Raw genomic sequence first — 24,246 nt, 5'->3', positions numbered from 1 at the left:
CGGGCCGCCGGGGCCGCCTTTGCTAGTACCCGGCGGCGCCGGTGATCATCTCACCGGACGGGGCGACGAGGTACCAGACGCCGCCGACTCCCTGGCCCAGGATGTCCCCGGCAGCCAGATCCTTGGCGTAGTAGTACACCGGCATCCCGTTGATGGTGAGCTGCTTCTGGCCGTCCGGGGTGGCGATGGTGCCCACGGGGCCGGTGACGCCGTCGACGGTTGGTGTGTCGGCGGCGGCGAGGACCGGGGGCCACGCGTCGAGGCAGCCGCCGGTGCAGGTGCTTGTCCCGGAGTCCTTGACGTCCTTCGTGTAGTAGTAGACGCTCATGCCCTTGCCGTCGACCACAATCCTGCCGGCGGACGAATCCGCGACCTTGAGGTCCGGGGCGGCCGCGGCCGGTGCCGGTGCCGAGGTCGACGCCGGAGCCGAGGTCGCCGCGGCGCTGCCGGGCGTTGTGGTGGCCGCCGACGTCGGCGACGTGCCCGTCCCGCTGGTGCCGGCACAGCCGGAGAGCAACGCGGCGAGGGCGACAGCGGACAGGCCGATGCTGAGGTGCTTTTTCATCTGCTGCTCCTTGACTCGAACCGGCCAACTGGCCAGGCCGGCGCTACCCGTTACGACGGCCCCGGGGGAAGAATGGTTCACAGCAGGTAGCGGGCGGTCAGGGCATTGGGCGGCGCCCGGACCCCGCGCGCGTGAACCGTTCCGGCGGTCCGCGCGTCATAAGGGGCAGCAGCGCAAACCCTCAGGGCCAGGGAGGACGGTCATGTCGCTGGACGAAGACGTGGTGGCGGCGATTTATCGCGACCACGGGCCGGCGCTCCGGCGTTTCGTGCTCAGCGCCTGCCGGGATCCGCAACTGGCCGATGACGTGGTGCAGGAGACCATCCTGCGGGTCTGGCAGCAGGCCCCCCGGATCACCGGGAGCCTGCGCAGCTACCTGTTCCGGACGGCCAGGAACATCATGATCGATAACTACCGCAAGGCCCAGCGCCGGCCCCGAGAGACGTCGGACCGGGAGCTGGCCGACCCGGCCGACGGCGCGGAACGCGTCAACGAACTCCTCAACCGGGTGCTGATGGAAGAGGCGCTGCTGCGGCTCAGCGCCGAGCACCGGGACGTTCTGGTGGCCCTCCATTACCGCCGCTACACCGTCCAGGAGGCATCGGTCAGCTTGAAGATCCCGAGCGGAACAGTGAAGTCCCGGGCGTTCTACGCCGTGCGGGCCCTCCGCGCGATCCTCGATGAGATGGGGGTGGAACGGTGAGCGGCACGGAGCTGCACCAGCTGCTCGGCGCCTACCTGCTGGGCGGTCTGGAGCCTGACGAGGCCGCGGCCTTTGAACAGCATCTGGGCAGCTGTGCGGAGTGCCGGCTGGAGCTGGACGAACTGGCCAGCCTCCCCGCGCTGCTGGACGCGCTCCCGGTCCATGACGCCGTGGCTCTCGCCGCAGCGGCTCCTGCCGCTGCCGGGCGGGAATTGTCGACGTCGGATCCCGCGCTGTTGGAGCCCTTGCCGGCGGCCGCCGTGCCGCGGCGGATGCTCGAGGAACTGTCCAAGCGCCGCCGGAACGCCAGGCGCCGCTGGACCGCGGCGCTCGCCGCGGCGGCCGCGGCGTGCCTCGCCCTCGGGGTCCTGGCCGCGCCGCTGTTCAACCCGCCGCCCAAACCGGACGCCAGCTACTCCGTCCAGGCCAGTGACGGACTGCAGATCACGGTGGGCATGGTGAAAAAGACCTGGGGCACCGAGCTCGCGGTCGACGGCCGGAGCCTTCCGGTGGACGGCACGTTCTCGCTCTGGGTGAAGGACAGCGACGGCGTCGAAGACCGCGCCTGCGCGTGGACGGCAACGCCCAGTGGCAGGGTCAGGATCACCGGAGCCACGCCCCTGCAGCTCTCCAACATCGCCAGTGTCGAGATGCGGGACGGGCAGCAACAGACCATGGCGGTCATCGCCGTACCTCGGGGATAACGGGGTCGACGTTACGGCCCGCAATAAACTGTCGGACCTCCCTGCTCTACTCATGGTGGGGGAGCCGATGGCTTCCCCACCACCTGCGGCACGCACGTCCGCACCGGCGATTGGGGATTCGTTATGGAACAGTCTTTTGTAGTTGTCACCTCCGGGAAAGATCTGGCACTGCAGCTGACGGCGGCCGGGCGTACCAAGCCGGCGGCGGTGATCTCCTGGCATCCGGAGCAGCGGGATAACCGCATCGACGTCGAACATATCGCCCGGGAAATCGGTGATCTGGCCGACGTTTTCTGGCTGGAGAACGGTCCGGAGAGTTATGCCTTCGGCGACAGTCTCCCGTCCGGCGCCCACGTGTTCGGCAACGCGGCACGGGTCTACGCGGAGGATCGTCGCTGGATGACCGCCGTGCACCGCAGCCCGCTGCGGATGGCCCGGGACCGCGAAGCGGCTCTCCGCGCGGCCGAGGACATCATCGAGGACGTGCTGGGCCTGATCACTGTGGTCCCGCCGAAGTCCGCGCCGGCCCGCACCCTGCCCCGGCGCGTCCGGGGCACCGTCAAGGCCTTCGCCAGCGCGGGCTCCCGGGCCATCGTCGAACTGGGCGACGGCAGCTGCTGCACCATCCAGCGCGAGCACGTGGTCCCGCCGGTCCGCCTCGACTGGATGCTGGACCTGGGCCAGCCCGTCGAGGGCGACCTCAACGCTGAGGACAGGACGCTCGACATCAACGGGCTGAAAACCGCGCCCCGTCTCGCCGAGCTCTACCGGCCCGGCAACCTGGTCCTCGCCCTGGCCGAACAGGTCAGCGCCAAAAACGCGAAGCTCACCCTCTACCCTGGCTCCAGCTGGACCGTTGACCAGGCCAGGATCTCCTCCAACCCCCTCGATGCCGCCGACAGCCTCGTGACGGAAGGCGAGGTGGTGGTGGCGAGGTTCCTCCGGGTGAACGGGGCGGTGGTGTTGTCCCTGCTCGACGTCGACGATGACGCCGACGTCGTGGCCGCGCCCGCGCTCCTGGCCGGCGGCACGCCCTGGCTGCGGCCGGGGCGGCACCTCACCGAGCAGCCCACGTCGGGCCGGACGTTCCCTGCCGAGGCTGCCGCCGGCCCCGGACCCGGAGGAGCCGGGGCCGCGGAGCAGGGCGGCGCTTCCGCGGCGGCGGGACCCGCTCCGAAACCGTCGGCGGCGCTGATGACCGCGCAGCTCCAGCTCGAAGCCGAACGGAGGAAGGTCTCGGCCCTGCAGGAACTGGTCGCCGCCGCCGGCCACGCCGGGGCCGGCCTGGTCAGCCTCCAGCAGGAGCAGGACGCCCTGCGGCGGGAACTGCTGACGGAACAACAGATCGCGGAGGATGCCCGGGCCGCGCTGGAGGACGCGGAGGTCCGGCTGGCCCGGCGGAATGAGGAACTCCTGGACCTCAGGGCCTACAAGCGCCGGACGCAGCCCGCACTCAAACGCGCCCTGGCTGCCGGTTCGGACGCGCTGTTCGCGACGGCCGGAGAGCGCCTGCGGCACGATGTGTACCTCGCGTGGGCCAAAAATGTTCCTGCGTCCGAGAAGGCACGGCAGCCGCTGCCCGCGGACTGGACGGCCGGACCGGAGTTTGCGGCGTCCCTCTACGGGTTCACCGAGCCGGGCGTCGTGGCCAAGGCACTGAAGGCCGTCGTGGAGGTCCTGACCGGGGCGGCGGAGCGGAACGCGGCGCGTGAAGTCCACGCGCTGCGGGCCAACGCGGGCGCAGACACGGCCCAGCGGGTGCGCGAGGACGGGTCAAAGTGCTTCCGCGCGGCGATCGATCAGAATGTGGCCTCGGCCCGGCGGCTGCACTTCTGGCGTCTGCCGGACGGATCGATTGAGCTGTCGCGCGTCGTGGTCCACGACGACTTCAAGCCCTGACCCAGGCTGGGTGGGTCAAGGGTTGGCCGCCGCGCAGGACTGCGGCCAGCCCGAAGTCACCATCGACGGCCACGACGTCGGCGCGCATGCCTGGCTTCAGGCTGCCGATCTGGTCCTCCAGGCCCAGGATCCTCGCCGGAACCAGGGTCGCCGCCTTCACCGCCTCCGCGGGCGCCACCCCGGCCCCGATGGTCCTCCGGACCACCTCGAGCAGCGTGGCGGTGCCGCCGGCGAGGGCCCCGTTGCTCTTCAGCGCGGCCACGCCGCCCCGGACGGCCACGGCGGAGGGGCCCAGCTCGTAGTCGCCGTCGGGCAGACCGGTCGCCGCCATGGAATCGGTGACGAGGATGACGTTGTCGGCGCCGACCAGCTCGAACACCATCCGCACCGTCTCGGGGTCCAGATGGACGCCGTCGCCAATGAGTTCCACGGCGACGGTGCCGTTGGCCGCCAGGCGCAGGCACGCGGCCGCGGGTCCGGGGCTCCGGTGGTGGAGCGGCGGCATCCCGTTGAACAGGTGCGTCACCGTGGGACGCCGGCCCGCTCCGGCACCGCCGGCCCGCAGTGATTCGGCCGCGGCGGTCAGGGAGTCCGCGGCGGTGCGGGCGTCGGCGTCGGTGTGGCCCAGCGACGGCGTGACACCGTTGCCGGTGAGCATGCTGACCAGCCGGCCGGCGCCGGGCAGCTCGGGGGCATACGTCATGGTCCTGAGCGTGCCGCCGGCCGCGTGCAGCAGCCGGTCGAGCAGCTCAAGGTCCGGGATCCGGAGCCACTCCGGATCCTGCGCCCCGCAGCGGGCCGGGGCGAGGAACGGGCCCTCGGCGTGGATGCCCGCAATGAGCCCCTCGTCCGCCAGCGGTCTCAGCACCCCGATTCCCCGGAGGAGTTCCTCCGCCGGGGCCGTTACCAGGCTGGCCAGCAGCGTTGTTGTTCCGCTGCGGTGCAGGAAGCCGGCGGCGTCGCGGCACGCGCGGCTGTCGCCGGTGGGAAAGCTGCCGCCTGCGGCGCCGTGGCAGTGCAGGTCGATGAGTCCGGGGAGGATCGAGCTGCCCGGCGGAAGAGTGATTTCCCGTGCGCCCCGGATGCCCGCGGCGCCGAACCCTCGCCGGGTCCCGGCATAGGCGATCCGGCCGTCGGAGACCGCGACGACGGCGTCGGCGGTGGTGTGCCCGTCCGTGATCAGTGTTCCGGCCAAGACGTAGGAGGACGCCGGGGCGGCTGCGCGGAGGTCCGGGCTGGGCATGGCCGGGCCGCTACATCTTGGCGAGTTTTGCCCGCACCATCATGAAGATGCCGTAACAGATCAGGCCGATGCCCACGGCTGCCAGCATGTACATGCCGAAGGGCTGGTCGCGCAGGCCCTTCAGCCCGCCGTCGAGCCCGGTTGATTCCTCGGGGTGAACTTTGACGGTGGCGATGATGATCAGCAGGCCGGCCAGCAGCAGGGCAATGCCCTTGGCGGTGTAGCCGACGACGCCCAGGACGGTCACCGCGGTCCTGGCCTTCGGCGAGGCGGGGAGCCGGAGGTGCTTGGCGAAGGATTGCCGGAAGCCGCGGATGGCATAGACGATGCCCGCGATGGCGATCCCCGCGCCGACCGCAAGCAGGAGCAGATAGCCGCCGGGGGCTTTCATCACCGATGCGGTGAGGTCGCTGGTCGAGCTGGTGTGGTCCTTGCCGGCGCCGCTGGCGAAGGAGAACAGGGTGAGGGCGAGCCCGGCATAGACGACAGCCTGGAGAGCGGCCTTGGCCTTCTTCGCCAGTTTCTTCTTTCCGGGAAGGTGCTCGAAATCGAAGATGGCGTCGCTGGTCTGCCAGATCGCAAGGGCCACGCAGGCCGCGAAGGAAGTCCACAGCAGCACCGGACCGGCCGGCTGCGCGGCGAGCTGTTCCACCGCGCCGCTCACGTCGGCCTCGCCTTCGCCGCCCATGGCGAGCCGGATCGCGACGAGTCCGATCAGCAGGTGCAGCACACCGCTGACCGCAAATCCGGCACGGGCCACCACCTCCAGCGTCCGCGAGTTGGTGATGTCCTCGGCCGCGTCCGCGGCGTCCTTCAGTTCTCTTTTGATGATGGATCCTTCAACTGACTCGGTGGTTCTTTCGGACCGCAGTTCCGCCCGGTTCGTGCCTCTGAGGTAATCGTGCCACGCCGAACCCGCCGGGAACAGCGCTGCCGCCGGTCCGGATCCTGCGACGGCGACCCACCCGAGCCGGGCGCTCAGCGGCGGCGGTAGCTGAGGTCGAAAATGAGCCGTCCGGCCTCGTGCGCCTTGTTCTCGAAACTCGTCAGGATCCGGCCGTCAAACCGCGGCGCCCAGCCGCCCGTCTCGTCGGTGCCCTGGTTGGGGCCGGTGTGTTCGGTGCTCACGGGTGCGCGGCCCTCCTTGACGGGGGCCCCGCCCACGAGGGACTCGACGCCGGATTCCCACACCTGGGTGAGGGGGCTCTCGGCGCCGCTGCGCTCGCCGTCGTGCAGGTTCTCGAAGTCGGCGGAGTCGGCCAGGACCTCGCGCACGTGGACGGCGTAGTTGGACCAGTCCGTCGCGATGCGCCAGAGTCCGCCGGGTTTCAGGGCCCGGGCGGCAAGGTCGGCGAAGGCAGGCTGGATGAGGCGGCGTTTGTGGTGGCGGGACTTGTGCCACGGGTCCGGGAAGAAGACCCACAGTTCCGTGACGGAACCGGCCGGCAGCATGGTGGCGAGCACTTCGGGGGCGTTCGCCTCCACCACACGGACGTTGTTCAGCCCGCGGCTGTTGATCTTGATCAGCGTGTTGGCCAGGCCCGGGGTATAGACCTCAACGGCGAGGAAGTCCGTGTCCGGGTTCTCCTCGGCGGCGTGGCACACGGCGTCGCCGAGCCCGGAACCGATCTCCACGATCAGCGGGGCCTTCCGGCCGAATTCGGCTTCGGCGTCGAAGACGTAGTCCGGGTGCACGGAGGTGTTGGCGATGTGGCGGGGCACCTCGACGGCCCAGCGGTCAGAGTGTTCGTCCCAGGCCACCTGCCGGCGGCCGTGCAGGCGGGTGCCGCGGCGCACGAAGCTGACCGGACGGCCTCCATAGGTGCCGAAGGAGGCCTGGGTGCCGGGGGTCACTGGGCGTGAAGGCTGCGGCGTTTCGGGGGATTCTGGGGATTCACTCATCCCTTCCAGAATAGTGGAGTCCCGGCGTCCGCCCGGGCGGGCAGGCGTCAGCTTTCCCGTCGGGGGCCCGTGGCAGACTGTCCGCATGGATGACGCAACACGCGAATACTGGGACGGGCAGGCAGCCGATTTCGACCGGGAAGCGGACCATGGTCTGCTCGACCCCGGTGTCCGCCAAGCCTGGACGGAGCTGATTCTGCCCCTTATTCCCCTGCCCGGCAGCGACGTCGCTGATCTGGGCTGCGGGACCGGCAGCCTGTCGTTACTGCTGGCGGAGGAGGGCCATCAAGTCCGGGGTCTGGACCTGTCCGGCCGCATGGTGGAAGCGGCCCGGACCAAGGCTGCCGCGGCCGCCGCCGCCGGGATGCCCGCGGCCGCGGAGTTCTTGCAGGGTGATGCCTCGGAACCGCCATACCTTCCGGCGAGCTGCGATGTCGTGCTGGCCCGCCACGTCCTCTGGGCACTCCCCGATCCGGATGCCGCCCTCGGCCAGTGGACGAGGCTGTTGCGGGAGCCAGGGACATTGCTACTCGTGGAAGGGCTGTGGGGAACAGGCGCCGGCATACCCTCGGCGGAATGCCGTGAACTGGTGCTCCGGCACCGCCACCACGCCGAGGTCGTGGCGCTGGCAGACCCGGCGCTGTGGGGCAAGGAAATCGACGACGAACGCTACCTGATCCTGAGCCCGAGCTGACGGAACCGTCGACAGCGACGATGGTGGCACCGCCGCCTGCACGGGGCCTGCCAGAATGGGGTCCGTGACCATACCGAAAAGTTCCCAGGACTCCACCGCCAGCGGCATCGAGGTCGTGGACCGCCTGGGCCTGCTGGTGGACGCCGAAATCGACGACGTCCCCGCGGCTGAGCCCACGCGGGTCGGCAGCCGCCGCACCCTTGCCTACCTGGGCGTCTGCCTGGTTTTGATCGGGCTGAACCTCCGCACCGTCTTCTCCAGCTTCTCCGCGGTCCTGCCCGAGGTGACGGCCGACGCCGGGCTGCCGGGCTGGGCGGTCGTCGTCCTCACCACGGTCCCGGTCACCCTGCTCGGGGTGTTCGCCCCGCTCGCACCCGTCCTGGCCCGCCGCTTCGGGGCCGAGCGCGTGCTGCTGGGCGCGATGGCGGTGCTCACGGCCGGCCTGCTGCTGCGGCCGCTCGACGCCGGAGACGCCGGGCACCTGCCCGCCCTGCTGGCCGGGACCGCGGCCTGCGGCGCCGCGATCTCGCTCTGCAACGTGCTGCTGCCCGGACTCGTGAAGCGTGACTTCCCGCACCGGCTCGGCCTCATGGGCGGGCTCTACACCACCGCCATCTGCGCCTCCGCAGCCCTCGGCGCCGGGTTCACCTACCCGGTCTTCAGCGCGACGGGGGACTGGACCGCGGCGCTGCGGTTCTGGGCGCTGCCCGCCGGCGTCGTTCTTCTGCTCTTCCTGCCGCTGGCCATCCGGCAGCGCCACGGCCGGCACCAGGCCGCGCACGGCGGAGTGAACGTGTGGCGGTCGGCGGTCGCCTGGCAGGTGACGATGTTCATGGTGCTGCAGGCGATGATGTCCTTCAGCGTGTTCGCCTGGCTGGCCCCGATCCTGCGCGAACGCGGAGTGGACGGCGGCACCGCCGGGGTGATCGTCTCCGTCTCGATCCTGCTGCAGATGCTGGGGTCCCTGTTCGCCCCGGCGCTCGCCACCAGGTTCCGGGACCAGCGCGCGATCAACACCGTGGTGGCGCTCATGACCGGCGGCGGCTTCGCGCTGAGCATCTTCGGCCCGCTGGAGCTGATCTGGCTCTGGACCGGGCTGCTGGGTCTGGGCCAGGGCAGCCTGACCGCCGTCGCACTGACCATGATCATGGTCCGCACCCGCGACGGCCACACCGCCGCGCACCTGTCCGGGATGATGCAGGGCGTCGGCTACGGCGTGGGTTCCACCGGCACCCTGATGGTCGGCCAGCTGCACCAGGCCACGGGCTCGTTCGCGGCGGCGGGGGTCCTGTTCCTGGTGGTCGGATCGCTGGCCGCCGTGTTCGGCTACCGCGCCGGGCGGAACCGCTTCATCGGCGGCTGACCACCAGGGCGCGACTGAGTCCGGAGCCCTACGGGCGCCGGACCAGCAGATACTTGTCGGTGAGGAGTATAGAACCGCAGGGCATGGTGCGCCCCGCCCGCCGGCTGTGGCATGCTTCCCCTTGAGCCAACTTCCCCGCCCCGCCAGGAACCGCAGACCGGCCAGAGGCCCGGGCCTCACCGCCGGCTGAGGTTCCCCAGTTCCGTCCACAACTATCGATCAGGCCGCCATCTTGCCCCGTACCGCCCCCGCTCCGAGCCTGGATTCAGCCGGCATCTTCCACCGCGACTATGTGCTGGTGACGCTGGGCGCCTGCGCCCTCGTGTTCCTGGTCGCGTTCGAATCGCTGGCCGTGACCACGATCATGCCGCTGGTCAGCCGGGAGCTGGACGGGGCTGCCCTTTACGCCCTGGCGTTCGCCGGTCCGCTCGCCACCGGCGTTATTGGTATGGTGGCCGCCGGCAACTGGTCGGACCGGCGCGGTCCGGTGGGGCCGCTGTATGCCTCCGTGGCTCTGTTTGTGCTGGGCCTGCTGATCGCCGGAACGGCGGCGACCATGCCTGCCCTGGTGGCCGGCCGCCTGGTCCAGGGCCTGGGCGGCGGTGCGATGACCGTGGCGCTGTATGTGGTGATCGCCCGGGTCTATCCGCCCGTGCTGCACCCGAAGATCTTCGCCGCTTTTTCCGCAGCCTGGGTCATTCCCTCGCTGGTCGGTCCCTTCGCCGCCGGCCTCGTGGCGCAGCTGGTCAGCTGGCACTGGGTGTTCCTCGGCGTGGTGGGGCTCGTGGTGCCGGCCCTGCTGATGGTCGTGCCAGCCCTGCGCGGGCTGCACGGCACGCCCGACGCCGGAACCCCGAAGCCCGCCGCGCCGGGGGACATGTCCACTGAGGCCCCGCGGAAGTCCTCGGGCTCCGGCCGGCTGGCCTGGGCCGCGCTCGCGGCCCTGGCCGTGCTCGCTCTGAACCTCTCCGCCCGGCTGCCGGTGGCCGGCGGGATCGCGGCGGTGGCGGCCGTCGCCGTGGCCCTCATCGCCGTCCGCCCGCTGGTGCCGCGGGGAACCCTGACGGCCCGCCGCGGCCTGCCCAGCGTCATCCTCACCCGCGGACTGGCCTCTGCCGCGTTCTTCGGCGCCGAGGTGTACCTGCCGTACCTGCTGGTGGAACGCTACGATTTCTCGCCCACCTTCGCCGGGCTGGCGCTCACCGGCGGGGCCGTCTCCTGGGCCGCGGGTTCCGCGGTCCAGGGCCGGCTCGGGTCGCGCCTGGACCACCGCCGCGCGGTCCGGATCGGCGCGGCCCTCGTTCTCGGCGCCGTTGTCCTGGTGCTGGTGACCACGGTCCTGAACTGGCCGGCCGCCGTCGCGATCGCAGCCTGGGTGTTCGCCGGAGCCGGCATGGGGCTGATGTATGCGCGCCTGAGCGTGATGACTCTGGCCCTGTCCAGCAAACAAAACGAGGGCTTCAATAGTTCGGCGATGTCCATCTCCGACTCGCTGGGCGGGGCGCTGTCCCTTGCCACCACGGGCATCATCTTTGCCGCGTTCCCGACGGCGGCGGCGTCCTTCGGCGGCGTCTTCGCCCTGACGGCGGTGATCGGCGTCGCCGCGGTCGTCGTCGCCGCGCGCGTCGCCGGGCGCTGAAGCGTGCCATGACGCGGGTAGCCGCCAAGGACCGTTGACAAGGGGAACTCCGTTAACACGGGAAGCTCCGGCCGGTGGATCCGGCCGGAGCTTCCCCTGAGGGCTTCCGGGTGGGGCCTGGCTGCCGGATTCCCGGGCAGGGCAGGCTTAGGCGCCTGCGGTCACCATCTCGGCCCCGCGGACAGCTTTCCACTCGGCGATCCGAGCCTGCTGCAGCGGCGTCTGGCGGTTGAGGTACCAGGCCGCGCCGAGGAGCAGGAACCAAACCGGGGTAACGAAGAGTGCGAGCCGGGTATCGTCAGCCTGGCCCAGTGCCACCAGCATGAAGCCGAAGAAGGCGAGCACGACGTACGGCATGAAGCCCGAGCCCGGCATCTTGAACGTGGAAGCGGCGTGCAGGGCGGGCCTACGGCGGCGGAACACAATGTAGCTGATGAGGATCATTGACCAGACGAACATGGTCAGCACGGACGCCACCGAAGTGACGATGGTGAAGGCTCCGATGACCGAGTCGCCGGAGTACAGCAGGATCAGCCCGGCCAGCAGGAAGATGCAGGAGAACAGCAGGGCGTTCTGCGGAACCTTGCGCGGGCTGAGCTTTCCGAACGCTTTGGGGGCGTTGCCGTCCTGAGCGAGGCCGTAAACCATGCGGGAGGTGGAGTAGATCCCGGAGTTGGCACTGGACGCAGCTGACGTGAGGACCACCAGGTTGATGACCACCGCGGCGATGCCCAGCCCGGCCAGCGTGAACATCCCGATGAAGGGGCTGCTGGCAGCGTCGATGTTCCGCCACGGGTTGACGGCCATGATGACGACGAGGGCGCCCACGTAGAAGAGCAGGACCCGGATGGGGATGGAGTTGATGGCGCGCGGCAGGTTCTTTTCGGGGTCCCTCGTTTCGGCGGCCGCCGTGCCCACAAGTTCGATGCCGGCGAACGCGAAGATCGCGATCTGGAACCCCAGGACAAAGCCGAACATGCCGTGCGGGAACATGCCGCCGTCATTCCAGAGGTTGGACAGGCTCGCCACAGCCCCGTCGGGGGAGGTGAAGTGGGTGGCGATCATGACGATGCCCGTGCCAATGAGGGCAAGGATTGCCACCACCTTGATGATGGCGAACCAGAATTCCGCCTCACCAAAAGCCTTGACGCTGGGGAGGTTCAGCACGATTAGCACCACCGGGGTGATCAGAGCCGGGATCCAAAGCGGGGTGCCCGGGGCGAGCTTGTCCACGTACCCCGCGATCGCCACGATGTCGGCCACGCCGGTCACCACCCAGAAGAACCAGTAGGACCAGCCGGTGAAGAAGCCGGCCCAGGGTCCCAGAAGGTCGCCGGCGAAGTCGCTGAAGGACTTGTAGTTCAGGTTTGAGAGCAGGATCTCGCCCATGGCACGCATGACGAAGAACAGCATGAAGCCGATGATCATGTAGACGAAGATGACCGACGGGCCGGCCAGCGAAATGGTCTTCCCGGAGCCCATAAACAGTCCGGTGCCGATAGCGCCGCCGATGGCCAGCAGCTGGATATGGCGGTTGCCCAGGGCTCGGGCGAGGTGCGGTTCCTGCCCGTGGCTGCTGGAGGAATTGAGGGCGGGCTTCGGACCGGCCGTTGTGGTGCGTTCAGACATTGAGCTTCTTCCTAGTACGGGCGCGCCGGGGCGGAGGACGTTCCGCAGGAGGCGCGCACGGATCCATCTGATGTGTGATGGAGGTAACACTTTGTCGTGTGGATTAAGCGTAGGGGCCGCGCGGGGCCGGCGCGGCGGCCCGGACGACGGCGCTGCCCGGCAGGCGCCAGCGAACCGCCCTGGGCACCCGAGCGGTTTCCACCGGACCGCGGAAGGTCCCGCCGCGCGGCTTCCCGCCCGGCCCTTCCTGCGGGAACGGCAATTTTTCGGCAACCGCCGGACGGCACCACGGCCGCCCCGGGCGGGGCGTGCGACGTGCCTCCTCCAGCTTTCCCCGGGTCGACGTTTGTCGAGAAAGCTCGCCTCGGTTGTCGCCCCGTGTTCTGGGTCACAATCCCGGCAGCACCCCGAACCAAGGCGCCGGGGCTGCCGCGGGGCGGAGCCGGCGTCGGGCTAGTGCGCCACCAGCCGGGTGGCGCGCAGCACGGCGTCCGTCAGCGCGGCAGCCTCGCCGTCGGGCCCGGTGGCGCTGCGGTGCCGGGTGTCCACGACGTCGAGCCGCCACTGGGGTGCCTCGATGCCCAGCTCGCGGGCCAGCTGCTCCGCCGTGTAAAACCGCTCCGCGGCATGATCATGGTGCTGCCCCCACGGCGGCAGACCGTCGGGGTGGTGCCCCACGATCAGGAGCGTGCCGCCGGTCCGCACCGCCGCCGCGGCCAGCTGCAGGGCCTGCTGCCAGGGCATCACGGTGGAGTGCAGGAACTGGGCCGTGACCAGGTCGAAGAGCTCCCCGGGTACCCACGTGGCCAGATCCTGCCGTACCCAGGTGATGTTCCCGCTCTGGCCGCGTTCCTGCGCGTGCGCTTTGGCCCGCTCCAGCGCGACGGCGGAGACGTCGACGGCGGTGACCTTCCAGCCGCGGCTGGCGAGCCAGATGGCGTCCGCGCCCTCGCCGCAGCCCAGGTCAAGGGCCGTCCCGGGAGGCAGATGCGCGGCCTCGGCGATCAGCTGCGGGTTCGGCTCGCCGCTCCAGATTTTGGCCCGGCTGCGGTACTTTTCGTCCCACACTTGGGCCGCACTGACAGTGCTGTCGTGCTCGGAGTGCTCGGGGTGCTTGTGTTCCGTCATTGTTGTCCTCGCCGGTCTGGGGGTGTCGGGGTGTGGGGCCGTTTCCCACATCATGGCAGGGGAAGGCTCCGGGCGACACCCGAAAATCGGCCGCACCCCAAAATCGACACACGAAGATCACCGCCCGGAAACGCCCGCGAAACCTCGGTGGTGGAGGCTGGAGCCGGAAGACGGAACGATGCTGGGGCGCATCCGGATCTGAGGAAGGAACAGGCCATGACTGTAGACGTTGCGCAGCAGGTGACATCGTGTGGGGAGCTGTCGGTGGGGGACCAGATTGAAGCGTGGCACAACGGCAAGCTCTTCCACCGGGGCGAGGTAATCCGGACGGTGGCGGCCACGGACCTTTTCTGGATCCTCGACGAGCGGACCGGAACCCGGCGGCTGATCGACGCCGAGGTGCTGGTGGTCCGGCGGGTGGCGGTCCCGGCAGCCAGGTACGGTTCAACGGCCACGGACCGTCCGACGGCGACGGCGACGGCCGCGGATCGCTCATCGGCCACGGACCGTGCGACGGCCACGGGCAGGGCGTCCGGACGGCCGGCGTCGGAGGCCCCGGCGCCCGTCGTGCCGGCGTCGCACGTGCCGCTGTTCCAGGCCCCCAGCCTGGCGGGCTGAGGGGATAAAACAGTCCTGGCCTCGCCGGATGATAGACTGAGGGAACTTGATGTGCAGTGATGCCCACTTTGGTCTTGAATGATCGGTCCGGTTCATCAACCGGTTCCCCTGCGGATTCCTTTCGGATTCCTTCAGGGAGTGGGACTTTTTCATGTGAGAGGCACATCCTGCGTCGATGAACGCGTTCTATTTGGTCCCGGCCGCCGCCCTAACTGGCAGCTGGCCGGTTGATCACCTGACTTTTCTTCGGCGAACCCCTGGGCCAACCGGCACCGGGGGCCGATATCCGCACGGATACCGCCTGAAAGACCTTTGAAACATATGACTACTTTCGCTGCCCTCGGCACGCCCAAGGCTCTCGCCGACACCCTTACCGCGCAGGGAATCGTTGAGCCGTTCCCCATCCAGGTCAAGACCCTGCCGGACACCCTGGCCGGACGCGACGTCCTGGGCCGCGGCCGCACCGGCTCGGGCAAGACCATTGCCTTCGCCATCCCGCTTGTAGCACGACTCGCTGAGCGGGAAGCCAAGCACTTCCGCAAGCCCGGCCGCCCGATGGGCCTGGTCCTCGCGCCGACCCGCGAGCTGGCCACCCAGCTGAACGCGACCATCGAGCCGATGGCCAAGGCCATGGGCCTGAACACGACCGTTATTTATGGCGGCATTTCCCAGGCCCGCCAGGAAAAGGCGCTGCGCGCCGGCGTCGACATCGTCATCGCCTGCCCGGGCCGCCTGGAGGACCTGATCCGCCAGCGTGTCCTGACCCTCGAAGGCGTCGAGATCACCGTGCTGGACGAGGCCGACCACATGGCCGACCTCGGCTTCCTCCCCGTCGTCAAGAAGCTCATGGACATGACCCCCAGCCAGGGCCAGCGCATGCTGTTCTCCGCCACGCTGGACAACGGCGTGGACAAGATCGTCCAGCGCTACCTGTCCAACCCGCTGACCCACGCCGTGGATGAATCACAGGCAGCGGTCACCACGATGGAGCACCACGTGCTCGTCGTCAACGACCAGACCGTCAAGAAGCAGCTGATCGTCGAGCTCGCCTCGGGCGCCGGCCGCCGGGTGCTCTTCCTGCGCACCAAGCACCACGCCCGCAAGCTCGCCAAGACCCTGACCGACGCCGGTATCCCCGCCGTCGACCTGCACGGCAACCTCTCGCAGAACGCCCGTGACCGGAACCTGGCCGAGTTCTCCTCCGGTGAAGTCCGCGTCCTGGTCGCCACCGACGTCGCCGCCCGCGGTGTCCACGTCGACGACGTCGAGCTGGTCATCCACGTGGATCCGCCCACGGAGCACAAGGCCTACCTGCACCGCTCAGGCCGTACCGCCCGCGCCGGCTCCGACGGCACCGTCGTCACGCTGACCCTGCCGGAGCAGCAGTCCGACGTCAAGAAGCTGATGAAGGCTGCCGGCGTCGAGGTTAACTTCGAGCGCGTCACTGCCAACTCGCCGCTGGTTGCTCAACTGGTCGGCGAAATGGCCGACAAGATCGACCCGCGCACCCGCGCCGCACTGCTGGCCGCCAAGTCCAACCAGGGCGGCGGCAGCTCCACCGGCGCCAACGCCGAGCGCAAGCGCGCCCGCCGCACCACCCAGGCCGCTCCCACCGCGGGTGGCCGTGGTGGACGTGGCGGACGCGGACGCGTCGGCACCGAGGCTGCCCGCACCGATCTGCCCCGCGCCGAGCGCCGTGCTGTGGCCTACGAAGGCCAGGCCGCCGCGCGCAACGCAGCAGACCGCGTGATTGAGCGCAACGAGGACCGGCAGGATGCCGAGCGCGCCGAGCGCCGCAGCGTCCGTGCCCGCTCCACCTCCTATGGCACCCACCGGAACGATGTTCCGGCTGCCGGCGGCCGCGCCTCGGCCGGCCGCGGTTCCGACGGCCGAGCCGCAGAAGGGCGCAGCGACGCCCGGGGCGCTTCGGCTCCCCGCACCGGCGCACCCCGGAGCGGCGCACCGCGCAGCGGGGCTCCCCGCCCGGGCGGCGCCACCGGCGGCCAGCGCGGCGGGCGTCCGGCAACGGGCCAGCGTGCAGCTTCCGGCGCCAAGACCGGCGGCAGCAGCGCGGGCGGGAACTCGGCGGTCTGGTCCTCCAACACCGGCGGCACCTCGGGCGGATCCTACGCAGGCGGCGGCAACGGCCGCTCCGGCGAAGGCCGTCCGGCACGCAGCGGCGGCCCCCGCCGCGCGTCCGCCCCGGCGTCGAACGAACGCCGCAGCCGCTAATCCCCAACCGCTCCCTAACCTCGCAAGCTCGGTCAGGGAACGCGGCGGTCGTGGCCCCAGCTTAACCACCATCGAGTGCTCCGTAACTGCCGTTTAGAGGGTTCATAACGGCAGTTCTGGAGCACTCGATGAGGTTTTGGCCTACCAGCCGCGGGCGCGCCACTCCTTCAGGTGCGGGCGTTCCGCACCCAGGGTGGTGGGCTTCCCGTGGCCCGGATGCACCACGGTGTCATCCGGATACGCCCCGAACAGCCGCTCACTGACATCGCTGATCAGCTGGGCGAACCGGTCCGGATCGTTTTGCGTGTTGCCCACACCTCCCGGGAACAGCGAGTCGCCGGAGAAAATGTGCGCCGGGCCCTCCGGGTCCTGGTACACGAGCGCGATCGACCCTGGGGTATGGCCGCGCAGGTGCACTGCCGTCACGTCGAAGCCGTCGAAGTTGCCGACGTCCCCGTGATCCAGCAGCACATCCACCGGGACCGGCAGCTCCGGGGCGTCATCCGTCCCGGCCGCCGTCTTCACCCCGGTGGCCGCCACCAGGCCCGGCAGCGCACGGACATGGTCCCAGTGCTGATGGGTGGTGGCGACCAGCGCCAGCTTCGGCGCCGCGGAGGTATCCGCGGCGGCGTCGGCAAGCAGCCTCTGGATGGCGGCCAGATCATCGGCCGCATCGATCAGGAGCTGCGCGCCCGACGCCTTGCTGGTGAGCAGATACACGTTGTTGTCCATCTCGCTGACCGAAATGCGGCGGATGGTGATGTCACGTAACGAGTGAATGAGCGAGTCCATGGGCTTCAGTCTACGGAGGCGCTATTCACGGCCCTGGGACACCCAGTTGGGGTCCGCGGAGCGGGAGCCGACGACGGCGTCCGCGGCGGCGTCGAGCTTCTCGAGTTGCGCTGGGGTGAAGTCGAGCGCCAACGCCAGTGCTCCCTGGTTTTCGTCGATCCGGTCGGCCCTGCGGGTGCCGGGGATGGGGACCACGGGCAGCCCCAGCTTCCGGCCCTGCGCGAGCAGCCAGGCCAGCGCCACCTGGGCAGGAGTTGCAGCCTGCCCGGCGGCGGCAAGTTCAGCCGCGACGGACTGCACGGCCGCGACCACACCCTGGTTGGCGTCCAGCGCCGCCTCGGCGAAGCGCGGGATGTTGCGGCGGAAGTCGTTGCTGCCCAGCGTAGATGCGTCGACGGTGCCGGTGAGGAATCCCCGGCCCAGCGGCGAATAAGGCACAAACCCCACCCCCAGCTCGGCCGCGGCAGGAACAACGTTTTGTTCCACATCGCGGCTCCAGATGGACCACTCGCTCTGGACCGCGGCGATCCGGTGGACGCTGCTGGCTTCACGCAGCTCCTCGGCCGTCACCTCGGACAGGCCCAGATGCCGCACCTTGCCGGCCTGCACCAGCCCCGCCATGGCCTCCACGGTTTCCACTATCGGAACGCGGAGGTCGCGGCGGTGCATGTAGTACAGGTCGATGGTGTCGGTGCCCAGCCGTTGCAGGCTGCGGTCCACGGCCTGTCGCACATACGCGGCGTCACCGCGGATATCGGAGTAGCCGGCGGACGGGGTGCCCACCAGGCCAAACTTCGTGGCCAGCTGCACCTCGCTGCGGCGTTCCTTGAGGAGCCGCGCGATCAGCTCCTCGTTGCTGCCGCCGCCGTAAATGTCCGCCGTGTCGATGAAGCTGACCCCGGCATCCACCGCATGGTGCAGGGTCCGCAGGGCCTCGGCCGGATCCACCTCCCCGTACACCGGGGTCAGGGCCATGCCGCCGAATCCCAGGGGACTGACCATCAAACCGTCGCCGAGCATGACTGTTGCTGCCTTCATTGGGGCCTCTCTTTTGCTGTTTCTACGCCCAACCCGGGGCCGCTCCGGAGTATTCCTGCGCTCCCGCCCAGTTACTGACGGGAGTCGGGCCGCAGCCACGGCGTGTCGCCCCGGATCACGCCTCCGGCCGCGCGCTAACTGGGCGGGAGCGCCGGGCTAGCCGCGGATTTCGCCGCCGGCAGGAGCTTCAGCCCGGCCGCGCAGCCCACAATCCCCGCGATGAACAGCAGTTTCAGCGGGCTGGCCGGTTCGACGCCGGTCGCCATCGCCCAGCCGACCGTCAGGGCCGCGCCGATCCCGACCCAGACGGCGTAGGCCGTGCCGAGCGGGATGCTTTTGACCGCCAGGCCCAGGCCGGCCATGCTCAGCGCCGCGGTGATCGCGAACACGAGGGTCGGCAGCGGGCGGGTGAAACCGTCGGACAGGCCCAGGGCCGTGGCCCAGACCGCCTCCAGCACGGCGGAGGCGAGCAGGATGAGCCAGGCCGCCGTGGCGGCGGGCGCCTTGGTGACCGGCTTCGGTGTGCGGTTCGCGGCCATCATCACGCCACCAGCTTCAGGCCGGCCACGCACGCGACGATCCCGCCGAGCAGCAGGATCCGCGCTGCCGTCGTCGGCTCAACCTTGGCGATCATGGCGTAGGCGGAGGTCAGCACCACGCCGACGCCCACCCAGACGGCGTAGGCGGTGCCGGTCGGGATGGACTGCATGGCGACCGCCAGACCGCCGGTGCTGGCCAGGACGGAGACGAGGAAGACGGCGGCCGGTGCGATCCGGCGGCGGCCCGTGGCCTGCGCGGTCCGGTGCAGGGCCGCGGCCCAGACGGCTTCCAGCGACCCGGAAAGGATGAGAATTAACCACGACATGACAGCTCCTGTGGCCAGTCTTGTCGCGTGCCGGGTACTGAACCGTCGTCCGGAGGCCCCTTACGCGGGGTCTTGATTCCAGCCTAGCAACACCCCCGCGGAGAGGCGAACCCGCGGCAACGCGGCGCAGGACCCGCCATCGAGCGCTCCGCCCCGGCTCCCTCGCCCAACCCACCGTCGAGTGCTCCAGGACCGCCCTTTTGAGGGTCCATAACGGCGGTTGCGGAGCACTCGATGGGACGGGGCCGGGTCAGAGAGCCGTGGCTTCGCTCCAGATCCGGAACTTTCTGCCCACGGGATGGACACTGCAGCCCTCCGCCGCGGCGGCGAGGTCCCCGGCGGCGATGTCCGGGGCGGCCGAGACGATGGCGCGGCCGTCCGGGTTGACCAGGGCGGCCCGTTCCCCGATCCGGCGCAGGGCAGCCATGGCCCCGCGCTCCAGCCGCTGCACGGTGACGTCCATCCCCACAATGCCCACCACCGGACCGTCCGCGCGGCAGAAGACCGGGTGCGTGAAGGTCAGGACGTATTCGTCCGTGCAGAGGAAGTCCACGTACGGCCCGGTCACATGGGCCTGCCCGGTCTCCACCGGGACGCGGAACCACTCGGACTTGACGTAGCGGCTGATGGAGTTGGGGCTGAAGTTGGCGAGGGCGTCCACGTGCTCCATTTCCTCACCCTGCCACCAGGCGATGTAGCTGCGCTCGGGCCCCAGTAGCCCGGCGTTGGCAAGGAATCCAGCGCCGGCCGCGTATCCGCCGGGAGTCCGGACCAGTTCCTCGACCACCGGCCGGATGAGTTTGTCCACGGCGGTGCCGGTGACCCTGCCGGAGAGCGCGGCGAGGGCGGTTCCCGTGTCCGCCGCCCACGCCGCGAGCCGGTCCTCGATCCCGGTGATGGCGGCGTCCAGTTCCCCGGCGAGCAGGGTGATGGTGTCAATGGAGGCGGTGGTTTCCGACATCGGGTCTCTGCCTTAGCTCGAAGGAACCGGGGTGCTCAGTAGCGTTTGGACTGCTCGGCCAGCAGCCAGTCCGTGGTGGCGGACACCAGGGCTTTCACGGCGGTTTCCGCGGCGGCCGGCTCGCGGGCCTCGATGGCGGCCGCGACCTCCCGGAGGAGTCCGGTGGTCGTCGAGCGGTAGCCGGCGTCGGCGCAGGGCAGCAGCGTGAGGGTGCCCAGGTCGGCCTGCAGCCGGATCAGTTCTCTGGCCAGCCTGGCCGAGCGGGCGATGGCGGCAACCTCGAGCAGGAACTCGGAGAGCGCCAGCCGCCAGTGCAGCGGATCCGCCTCCGCCGTCGGGATGAAGGCACGCAGGGTCGCGACGTCCGCGGCGTCGGAGCGCCGGGCCGCGACGCTGGCGCAGGCCGCGGCGATCGCCTGGTAGTGCAGCCCCAGATCGCTGATCTGGAGCCGGGTCAGGTCCCGCAGCTGGTCGAGGGCCCGTTCCCGGGAGGGCAGGACGTCGTCGGCGATGAAGCTTCCCCCGCTGCGTCCCCGGGCCGTGCGGATGATGCCCGCGCTCCGCAGCTGGGACAGGGCCTCGCGCGCGGTCACCGCGGAGACGCCCAGGGCGGCGGCGAGTTCGGTCTCGTTGGGCAGCCGCTGGCCGCTGGTGAGCAAGCCGGTTTCCACCGCCTGTTCAATCCGGCCGCACACCTCGTCCACCAGGCCCCGGGACTTGATCGGGGTGAACACGGCCGCCAGGCTGCGGGAGGCGCTCTGCGGTGTCAGCAGCATCCGGGCCTCCCTGGCAGTTTCTGGCGTCGTGTCCCTGGCGCCTGGTCCTGGCACCAAGAGCCGGTGCGCTGGGGGCTTCCGGCGCCCGGTTGATCCATCCTAATCCGGGCTTTCGTGGGGGTCTATACACAAAACCTATGGAGTAATAGTATTTGGCCCATCAGCCTGTTGTGGCCTGGATCACACCCCGCTGTGTCGCATCTAAGACGATCCGGCAACGGAGTTAGGCGCACCCCATGACCGAGACGCTCGCCGCCGGAAGACAGGCGGAAACGGACGCGGTTCCGGCGATCCGCATGCGGAAACTCACCAAAGTCTTCGGGGACACCGTCGCCGTCAACAACCTGGACCTGGATATCCGCCAGGGCGAGTTCTTCTCCATGCTCGGACCCTCGGGCTCCGGCAAAACCACCGTCCTGCGCCTGATCGCCGGCTTCGAGCTGCCCACCTCCGGGAGCATCGAGCTCGAGGGCAAGGACGTCACCGGCATGGCGCCCTTCGAACGGGACCTCAACACCGTCTTCCAGGACTATGCCCTGTTCCCGCACATGTCCCTCGTCGACAACGTCGCGTACGGCCTGCGCGTGCGGGGCATGTCCCGGAAGGAGCGCCAGGCGCGCGCCCGCGAAGCCCTGGAACGCGTGCAGCTGGGGAAGTTCGTCGGACGCAAACCCGCCCAGCTCTCCGGCGGCCAGCGCCAGCGGGTGGCCCTGGCCCGGGCGCTGGTGGTGCAGCCGAAGGTCCTGCTGCTGGATGAGCCGCTCGGCGCCCTGGACCTCAAGCTCCGGCAGCAGATGCAGGTGGAACTCAAGGAACTGCAGCGCTCGCTCGGCATCACCTTCATCTTCGTCACCCATGACCAGGAGGAGGCCCTGACCATGAGCGACCGGATCGGGGTCTTCAACAACGGGAGCCTGGAACAGATCGGCACGGCGCACGAGATCTACGAGCGCCCGGGCGGTGCGTTCGTGGCCAATTTCGTCGGCACCTCCAATATCTTCGACGCCGCCCAGGCCCAGAAACTCTACGGCCGCGCGGAGCAGGTCTGCATCCGGCCCGAACGGCTGCGCCTGTCCTGGACGGCGGCGCCGGAACCGCGCACCGGAGTCACCTCCCGCCCCGGAACCGTCACCGCCCTCGTCTACGTGGGGCACGCCACCCAGGTGCGGGTGCAGCTCGACGACGGTCCCGCCGTCGTCGTTCTCGCCCCGGAGACGCTGCCCGGCGGCGACGCGGAACTGCTGGACCGCCGCGTCACGGTGAGCTGGGACGACGACGCCGCCGTCTGGCTGCCGTCCGGCGGCTCCTGACACGTCCGCCGGGCAGCCGCCGGCGGAGTCTGCTTCTGATTCACCCCACAACGAAAGGTAAGGATCATGGCATCAAGGAATCGGGCCTCCCTCGTGGTTGGGGCGGCCGCGGCGGCAGCGCTCGCCTTGGCGGGCTGCGGCACCACCGGCGGGGGATCGGCCACCCCGACCCCGCAGCCGGTCAAAACGGAAATCGGCCAGGGCGAAGGGCAGCTCACCATCCTGGGGTGGCCGGGCTACGTCGAGGACGGCAGCAACGACCCCGCCGTCGACTGGGTGACCCCTTTCGAGACCGAGACCGGGTGCAAGGTGAGCTTCAAGCCCTTCGGCACCTCGGACGAAGCCGTGACCCTGATGCGCACCGGCCAGTACGACGTCGTCTCGGCCTCCGGTGACGCCTCCCTGCGGCTGGTCGCCGGCAACGACGTGGAGCCGGTCAACATGGACCTGCTGAAGAACTACGCCGACGTCTACCCGTTCCTGAAGGACAAGGCCTGGAACACCGTGGACGGACAGAACTACGGGATGCCCCACGGCTGGGGGGCCAACCTGCTGATGTACTCCGTGGACACCGTCACCCCGGCGCCCACCTCCTGGCGCGCCGTGTTCGACGACGCCGCCCAGCACAGCGGCAAGGTCACCGCCTACGACTCGCCGATCTACATCGCCGACGCCGCCGTGTACCTGATGGCCCACAAGCCGGAACTCGGGATCAAGAACCCCTACGCGCTGGACAAGGACCAGCTGGCGGCATCCGTGGACCTGCTGAAGCAGCAGCGCCAGCACATCGGCGAGTACTGGAGCGACGTCGTCAAGGAGGTCCAGGCCTTCGCCAGCGGCAGCACGGTGGTCGGCACCACCTGGCAGGTCGGCGCCAACATCGCCACCGCGAACGGGACCAATGTGAAGACCCTGCTCCCCGAGGAGGGCGCCACCGGCTGGTCGGACACCTGGATGATCGGCTCGCAGTCCAAGAACAAGAACTGCGCCTACCTTTGGCTCGACTACATCGCCAGCCCCGCGGCCAATGCGGCGGTGGCGGAGTACTTCGGCGAATCGCCGGCCAACCCCAAGGCCTGCGAGCTGACCAAGGACAAGGCGCACTGCGAGACCTTCCACTCCGGTGACGAGGCCTACGCACAGCAGATCTGGTACTGGACCACCCCGGTGGCCGACTGCCTGGACGGCCGCACGGACGTCAAGTGCACGGATTACTCGGAGTGGACGAAGGCCTGGACGGAGATCAAGGGCTGAGATGACGCTGAAGACGCATCACCCGGTCCCCGGGGCGCCGCCGGCAGCCGCCGCCGTGCCCCGGCCCAAGGCCCACAGGTTCTCGGCGCTGCTCCACCGCTCGCCGAACCTGCGGCTCGCGGGGCTGGTGACGGCCCCCGCCGGCTGGCTGGTGCTCGTCTACATCGCCGCCCTGGCGGCGCTGCTGATCACCGCGTTCTGGACCGTGGACACCTTCACCGGCAAGGTGTCCACGGAATGGACCACCGAGAACGTGGTGACGGTCCTGACCGATCCGGTCTACCAGCGGATCACCCTGCGGACCCTGTGGATCGCCATCGCCGTGACCCTGATCGACCTGGTCCTGGCGCTGCCCATGGCGTTTTTCATCGCCAAGGTGGCCAGCCCGCGCTGGCAGAAGCTGCTGGTGGTGGCCGTGCTGATGCCGCTGTGGGCCAGCTACCTGGTCAAGGCCTACGCCTGGCGGAACGTGCTCGCCGACGGCGGGCTGCTGGAGTGGCTGGGGACGCCGATCGGGCTGGAATCCCCGGGGTACGGCGAAACCGCCGTGATCCTGACGCTGGCCTACATCTGGCTGCCGTTCATGATCCTGCCGATCTACGCGGGTTTCGACCGGGTCCCCGATTCGCTGCTGGAGGCCTCCGGGGACCTGGGCGCGAAACCGCTGACCACGATGCGCCTGGTCATGTTCCCGCTGCTGGTCCCCTCGATCATCGCCGGGACAATCTTCACGTTCTCACTCTCACTGGGGGACTACATCACGGCCCAGATCGTCGGCGGCACCACCCAGATGCTCGGCACCGTGGTCTACGCGAACGTCGGGGCCGCGAACAACCTGCCCTTCGCCGCCGCCGTCTCGCTGGTGCCGATCGCGATCATCACGCTGTACCTCTTCATCGTCCGGCGCTCCGGCGCCCTCAACAGCCTGTGA

23 protein-coding genes and 1 riboswitch are annotated in these 24,246 nt (G+C 69.8%); of the genes, 11 read left to right on the top strand and 12 right to left on the bottom strand.

All coding sequences use genetic code 11. The features are described from left to right. Positions 1-22: 22 nt before the first annotated feature. The gene (locus tag AC06G6_RS18610) at positions 23-565 is read right to left on the bottom strand and encodes a COG4315 family predicted lipoprotein (RefSeq protein WP_479824610.1); all 543 of its coding nucleotides are present in this window, start codon (positions 563-565) and stop codon (positions 23-25) included. A gap of 202 nt (positions 566-767) precedes the next feature. Here AC06G6_RS18610 and AC06G6_RS18605 point away from each other — a divergent pair, with 202 nt between their 5' ends. The 3 genes from AC06G6_RS18605 to AC06G6_RS18595 all read left to right on the top strand — a co-directional run bounded on the left by AC06G6_RS18605 (position 768) and on the right by AC06G6_RS18595 (position 3,871). Continuing rightward, positions 768-1,268 (top strand): sigma-70 family RNA polymerase sigma factor, encoded by a 501-nt coding sequence (locus AC06G6_RS18605; RefSeq protein WP_479824609.1) that lies wholly within the window; start codon positions 768-770, stop codon positions 1,266-1,268. Then, positions 1,265-1,972: an anti-sigma factor family protein gene (locus AC06G6_RS18600; protein ID WP_479824608.1), complete on the top strand. Its 708-nt coding sequence runs from the start codon at positions 1,265-1,267 to the stop codon at positions 1,970-1,972. The genes AC06G6_RS18605 and AC06G6_RS18600 overlap by 4 nt, the downstream gene beginning before the upstream one ends. Positions 1,973-2,095: 123 nt before the next feature. Beyond that, entirely contained in the window at positions 2,096-3,871 is a 1,776-nt protein-coding gene (locus AC06G6_RS18595) for a hypothetical protein (RefSeq protein WP_479824606.1), read from the top strand. Here the strand turns inward: AC06G6_RS18595 and nagA are convergent. The 3 genes from nagA to trmB all read right to left on the bottom strand — a co-directional run bounded on the left by nagA (position 3,861) and on the right by trmB (position 7,016). Further along, positions 3,861-5,114 (bottom strand): N-acetylglucosamine-6-phosphate deacetylase, encoded by a 1,254-nt coding sequence (gene nagA, locus AC06G6_RS18590; protein WP_479824604.1) that lies wholly within the window; start codon positions 5,112-5,114, stop codon positions 3,861-3,863. The two genes, AC06G6_RS18595 and nagA, sit on opposite strands and share 11 nt — an antisense overlap. Positions 5,115-5,124: 10 nt before the next feature. Then, positions 5,125-5,931 carry a DUF1206 domain-containing protein gene (locus tag AC06G6_RS18585; protein ID WP_479828758.1) on the bottom strand — a complete coding sequence of 269 codons (807 nt, stop codon included), beginning with the start codon at positions 5,929-5,931 and terminating at the stop codon, positions 5,125-5,127. A gap of 161 nt (positions 5,932-6,092) precedes the next feature. Beyond that, positions 6,093-7,016, bottom strand: a complete 924-nt coding sequence (trmB, locus tag AC06G6_RS18580) for a tRNA (guanosine(46)-N7)-methyltransferase TrmB (RefSeq protein WP_479824602.1) — start codon at positions 7,014-7,016, stop codon at positions 6,093-6,095. Between the two features lie 85 nt (positions 7,017-7,101). Between trmB and AC06G6_RS18575 the strand changes: the two genes are divergently transcribed. The 3 genes from AC06G6_RS18575 to AC06G6_RS18565 all read left to right on the top strand — a co-directional run bounded on the left by AC06G6_RS18575 (position 7,102) and on the right by AC06G6_RS18565 (position 10,712). Further along, positions 7,102-7,710 (top strand): class I SAM-dependent methyltransferase, encoded by a 609-nt coding sequence (locus tag AC06G6_RS18575; RefSeq protein ID WP_479824600.1) that lies wholly within the window; start codon positions 7,102-7,104, stop codon positions 7,708-7,710. A gap of 55 nt (positions 7,711-7,765) precedes the next feature. Then, on the top strand, positions 7,766-9,073 hold the full coding sequence (locus AC06G6_RS18570) for an MFS transporter (protein WP_479824598.1): 1,308 nt from the start codon (positions 7,766-7,768) through the stop codon (positions 9,071-9,073). Between the two features lie 232 nt (positions 9,074-9,305). After that, positions 9,306-10,712, top strand: coding sequence for an MFS transporter (locus tag AC06G6_RS18565; protein ID WP_479824596.1), 1,407 nt, complete (start codon positions 9,306-9,308; stop codon positions 10,710-10,712). A gap of 147 nt (positions 10,713-10,859) precedes the next feature. On the opposite strand, the gene AC06G6_RS18560 is transcribed toward AC06G6_RS18565, so the two are convergent. Further along, positions 10,860-12,341 (bottom strand): amino acid permease, encoded by a 1,482-nt coding sequence (locus tag AC06G6_RS18560; protein ID WP_479824594.1) that lies wholly within the window; start codon positions 12,339-12,341, stop codon positions 10,860-10,862. Between the two features lie 453 nt (positions 12,342-12,794). Then, the gene (locus AC06G6_RS18555) at positions 12,795-13,469 is read right to left on the bottom strand and encodes an SAM-dependent methyltransferase (protein WP_479824592.1); all 675 of its coding nucleotides are present in this window, start codon (positions 13,467-13,469) and stop codon (positions 12,795-12,797) included. Positions 13,470-13,685: 216 nt separating this feature from the next. Between AC06G6_RS18555 and AC06G6_RS18550 the strand changes: the two genes are divergently transcribed. Both AC06G6_RS18550 and AC06G6_RS18545 read left to right on the top strand, forming a co-directional pair. Beyond that, positions 13,686-14,087: a hypothetical protein gene (locus AC06G6_RS18550; protein WP_479824590.1), complete on the top strand. Its 402-nt coding sequence runs from the start codon at positions 13,686-13,688 to the stop codon at positions 14,085-14,087. 321 nt (positions 14,088-14,408) lie between these two features. Then, entirely contained in the window at positions 14,409-16,319 is a 1,911-nt protein-coding gene (locus AC06G6_RS18545) for a DEAD/DEAH box helicase (RefSeq protein WP_479824588.1), read from the top strand. Between the two features lie 141 nt (positions 16,320-16,460). Here the strand turns inward: AC06G6_RS18545 and AC06G6_RS18540 are convergent, their stop codons facing one another. From AC06G6_RS18540 to AC06G6_RS18515, 6 genes are all read right to left on the bottom strand, one after another. Beyond that, positions 16,461-17,111 carry an MBL fold metallo-hydrolase gene (locus tag AC06G6_RS18540; protein ID WP_479824586.1) on the bottom strand — a complete coding sequence of 217 codons (651 nt, stop codon included), beginning with the start codon at positions 17,109-17,111 and terminating at the stop codon, positions 16,461-16,463. Positions 17,112-17,132: 21 nt separating this feature from the next. Further along, a complete protein-coding gene (locus tag AC06G6_RS18535; RefSeq protein ID WP_479824584.1) occupies positions 17,133-18,149 on the bottom strand; it encodes an aldo/keto reductase in 1,017 nt (338 codons plus the stop codon). A 134-nt stretch (positions 18,150-18,283) separates the two neighbouring features. After that, positions 18,284-18,688, bottom strand: coding sequence for a DMT family transporter (locus AC06G6_RS18530; protein WP_479828754.1), 405 nt, complete (start codon positions 18,686-18,688; stop codon positions 18,284-18,286). Between the two features lie 2 nt (positions 18,689-18,690). Next, the gene (locus tag AC06G6_RS18525; RefSeq protein ID WP_307465194.1) at positions 18,691-19,014 is read right to left on the bottom strand and encodes a DMT family transporter; all 324 of its coding nucleotides are present in this window, start codon (positions 19,012-19,014) and stop codon (positions 18,691-18,693) included. Positions 19,015-19,023: 9 nt separating this feature from the next. Then, positions 19,024-19,090: riboswitch (guanidine-III (ykkC-III) riboswitch) on the bottom strand. Positions 19,091-19,264: 174 nt separating this feature from the next. Next, positions 19,265-19,975: a cache domain-containing protein gene (locus AC06G6_RS18520; protein ID WP_479824582.1), complete on the bottom strand. Its 711-nt coding sequence runs from the start codon at positions 19,973-19,975 to the stop codon at positions 19,265-19,267. A 35-nt stretch (positions 19,976-20,010) separates the two neighbouring features. Continuing rightward, complete coding sequence (locus tag AC06G6_RS18515; RefSeq protein WP_479824580.1) at positions 20,011-20,751, bottom strand: FadR/GntR family transcriptional regulator; 741 nt, start codon at positions 20,749-20,751, stop codon at positions 20,011-20,013. Between the two features lie 236 nt (positions 20,752-20,987). On the opposite strand from AC06G6_RS18515, the gene AC06G6_RS18510 reads away from it, so the two are divergent. The 3 genes from AC06G6_RS18510 (at position 20,988) to AC06G6_RS18500 (ending at position 24,246) form a co-directional block, all read left to right on the top strand. After that, entirely contained in the window at positions 20,988-22,061 is a 1,074-nt protein-coding gene (locus AC06G6_RS18510; RefSeq protein WP_479824578.1) for an ABC transporter ATP-binding protein, read from the top strand. 66 nt (positions 22,062-22,127) lie between these two features. Beyond that, entirely contained in the window at positions 22,128-23,315 is a 1,188-nt protein-coding gene (locus AC06G6_RS18505) for an extracellular solute-binding protein (protein WP_479824576.1), read from the top strand. 1 nt (position 23,316) lies between these two features. Then, the gene (locus AC06G6_RS18500) at positions 23,317-24,246 is read left to right on the top strand and encodes an ABC transporter permease (protein ID WP_479824574.1); all 930 of its coding nucleotides are present in this window, start codon (positions 23,317-23,319) and stop codon (positions 24,244-24,246) included.

It is taken from the genome of Arthrobacter sp. CJL-S3, from assembly GCF_056711635.1.
Note: the sequence above shows the minus strand (reverse complement) of the source record. Positions and strands in the feature narration are given on the sequence as shown.

What these genes read in the sequence shown, in the direction of transcription:
- AC06G6_RS18505 (WP_479824576.1), top strand. Translation starts at nt 22,128, where the DNA reads ATGGCATCAAGGAATCGGGCCTCCCTCGTGGTTGGGGCGGCCGCGGCG.
- AC06G6_RS18605 (WP_479824609.1), top strand. Translation starts at nt 768, where the DNA reads ATGTCGCTGGACGAAGACGTGGTGGCGGCGATTTATCGCGACCACGGG.
- AC06G6_RS18595 (WP_479824606.1), top strand. Translation starts at nt 2,096, where the DNA reads ATGGAACAGTCTTTTGTAGTTGTCACCTCCGGGAAAGATCTGGCACTG.
- nagA (WP_479824604.1), bottom strand. Translation starts at nt 5,114, where the DNA reads ATGCCCAGCCCGGACCTCCGCGCAGCCGCCCCGGCGTCCTCCTACGTC.
- AC06G6_RS18560 (WP_479824594.1), bottom strand. Translation starts at nt 12,341, where the DNA reads ATGTCTGAACGCACCACAACGGCCGGTCCGAAGCCCGCCCTCAATTCC.
- AC06G6_RS18525 (WP_307465194.1), bottom strand. Translation starts at nt 19,014, where the DNA reads ATGTCGTGGTTAATTCTCATCCTTTCCGGGTCGCTGGAAGCCGTCTGG.
- AC06G6_RS18550 (WP_479824590.1), top strand. Translation starts at nt 13,686, where the DNA reads ATGACTGTAGACGTTGCGCAGCAGGTGACATCGTGTGGGGAGCTGTCG.
- AC06G6_RS18570 (WP_479824598.1), top strand. Translation starts at nt 7,766, where the DNA reads ATGGGGTCCGTGACCATACCGAAAAGTTCCCAGGACTCCACCGCCAGC.
- AC06G6_RS18515 (WP_479824580.1), bottom strand. Translation starts at nt 20,751, where the DNA reads ATGCTGCTGACACCGCAGAGCGCCTCCCGCAGCCTGGCGGCCGTGTTC.
- AC06G6_RS18530 (WP_479828754.1), bottom strand. Translation starts at nt 18,688, where the DNA reads ATGGCCGCGAACCGCACACCGAAGCCGGTCACCAAGGCGCCCGCCGCC.
- trmB (WP_479824602.1), bottom strand. Translation starts at nt 7,016, where the DNA reads ATGAGTGAATCCCCAGAATCCCCCGAAACGCCGCAGCCTTCACGCCCA.
- AC06G6_RS18510 (WP_479824578.1), top strand. Translation starts at nt 20,988, where the DNA reads ATGACCGAGACGCTCGCCGCCGGAAGACAGGCGGAAACGGACGCGGTT.
- AC06G6_RS18500 (WP_479824574.1), top strand. Translation starts at nt 23,317, where the DNA reads ATGACGCTGAAGACGCATCACCCGGTCCCCGGGGCGCCGCCGGCAGCC.
- AC06G6_RS18520 (WP_479824582.1), bottom strand. Translation starts at nt 19,975, where the DNA reads ATGTCGGAAACCACCGCCTCCATTGACACCATCACCCTGCTCGCCGGG.
- AC06G6_RS18545 (WP_479824588.1), top strand. Translation starts at nt 14,409, where the DNA reads ATGACTACTTTCGCTGCCCTCGGCACGCCCAAGGCTCTCGCCGACACC.
- AC06G6_RS18540 (WP_479824586.1), bottom strand. Translation starts at nt 17,111, where the DNA reads ATGGACTCGCTCATTCACTCGTTACGTGACATCACCATCCGCCGCATT.
- AC06G6_RS18535 (WP_479824584.1), bottom strand. Translation starts at nt 18,149, where the DNA reads ATGAAGGCAGCAACAGTCATGCTCGGCGACGGTTTGATGGTCAGTCCC.
- AC06G6_RS18610 (WP_479824610.1), bottom strand. Translation starts at nt 565, where the DNA reads ATGAAAAAGCACCTCAGCATCGGCCTGTCCGCTGTCGCCCTCGCCGCG.
- AC06G6_RS18555 (WP_479824592.1), bottom strand. Translation starts at nt 13,469, where the DNA reads ATGACGGAACACAAGCACCCCGAGCACTCCGAGCACGACAGCACTGTC.
- AC06G6_RS18575 (WP_479824600.1), top strand. Translation starts at nt 7,102, where the DNA reads ATGGATGACGCAACACGCGAATACTGGGACGGGCAGGCAGCCGATTTC.